The organism is Caenibacillus caldisaponilyticus (assembly GCF_002003465.1).
In the GTDB taxonomy this organism is placed as follows: domain Bacteria; phylum Bacillota; class Bacilli; order Bacillales; family Sporolactobacillaceae; genus Caenibacillus; species Caenibacillus caldisaponilyticus.
In genome coordinates this window covers 1-1,462 of record NZ_BDDQ01000112.1, presented here as the reverse complement: position 1 = coordinate 1,462, position 1,462 = coordinate 1, and the positions used below count along the sequence as shown (strand labels likewise).

At 42.2% G+C, this 1,462-nt stretch carries 2 protein-coding genes; both read right to left on the bottom strand.

The features are described 5' to 3' along the window. Nucleotides 1-409, bottom strand: a 409-nt coding sequence (locus CCB157_RS16530; RefSeq protein ID WP_193432327.1) for a transposase, incomplete at its 3' end; no start/stop codon positions are given. 926 nt (nucleotides 410-1,335) lie between these two features. Beyond that, the coding region (locus tag CCB157_RS18150; protein ID WP_369688683.1) for an IS3 family transposase at nucleotides 1,336-1,462 on the bottom strand (127 nt) is incomplete at its 5' end.

Sequence of the window (1,462 nt, the reverse complement as noted above, 5' to 3'; positions counted from 1 at the left end):
CTTCCTTCACGACATCGGTAATCCGGCTGATCGTCGCAGGAGAATAGGTGCTTCCTAGAATTCGTTCGATAAACTTGCCAATTTCACGCGTGCTCATGCCACTTTGGTACATCCTAATGATTGCTTCCTCCAGCCAGCCCGTGTGCCGTTGGTAAGGGGCAAACAACTGTGTTTGAAATTCCCCGTTTCGGTCTCTTGGAACCAAAAGACCCTCAATCCGGCCATATTGTGTATCTAGATTTCGCTGATAGTAGCCGTTTCTCATATTCGGCGTTCCAGCCTGTTCGATTTCGAGGAAATTTTTGATTTCTTCCCGCATAATCAGTTCTAATTTTTCTTTTATAAACTGACGAATGGCATTTTCCAGTTGATTTGCCCAGTCGACATTCGGTATACTTCTTTTAGACATAGGTAGGGTACTCCTTTCTCTGGAATGTGTTGTGGTCCAAATCAGAGAATACCCTACCTTTTTTCTTTTGGTCTAGCAAAATGCTTTACACAAAATTTTATACATCATCCGAGATAATGTTGTTTGAGATTAAACATGGCGGCGCTAGCCGCCGTTTTTCTTATGCAAAAACAGTCAAGCGAAAGCGGTTTGGATGTGTGTAAGATATGCTTTACCTGAAGCAAATTCCGTGGCTTTTTTAGCGGTATGCTGTATCCCGATTACACCGTGGATCGCCAAGATAAATACTGTGTTCAAGAATGAGGCTTGCTTTTGACAGGAGACGGCACGAAGCAACGCGGACGAGCTATATATTATGCCGATGTGTGCTCTTAAGTAAATAGAGACAACTGAGAAGCGGAAACAGCAGAATACATCTAGACTAAAAATAACCGACAACCTTTACACTAGCTGACAATTTATAAGGGAACTATATTTGTTCGCGCTCAAATGCGTCAATCCCCTCCCTCCATTCATCCACCAACTTTTCAATTTCATTCCTTCGTTATTTGTTTCTTGTTTGCCGAAATTATATTTATATTTCATTCATGGATAAAACCCGAAGAAAAAATGCAAGATATAATAAATGATAATCGTGACCGACATACCAATGATATTGGTCGTAGCGGAGACCTTCTTATCCTCTTTCTTTGAGAACAGAAAGATGCACATGGATTTAAGTCAATATTTTGGACACCAATAAGTGAAATTTAATTTTGATCTCATGCCATATTTTTCATGACATCGCTGGTCGCTTGACATGGAGCCTCTGCGGGCGTGGTGTTATGCGAAGGGCGAAAGGGGCAATGATTTCTTTCGCATGGCAAACAAGCCTGCCACACCCGCCACTCCATGTAAAGCGGATGCTTGTAAAATTGTGAAGAGCACTACGCTGCCCCTTTGATACTGTCTTCTGTTTCTTGTGGCGTCATATAGCCCAAGCAGCTATGAATCCGTTTCCGATTGTACCAGCCTTCTATAAATTCGAATAAGGCTCTTCTGGCAGCTTGAAAG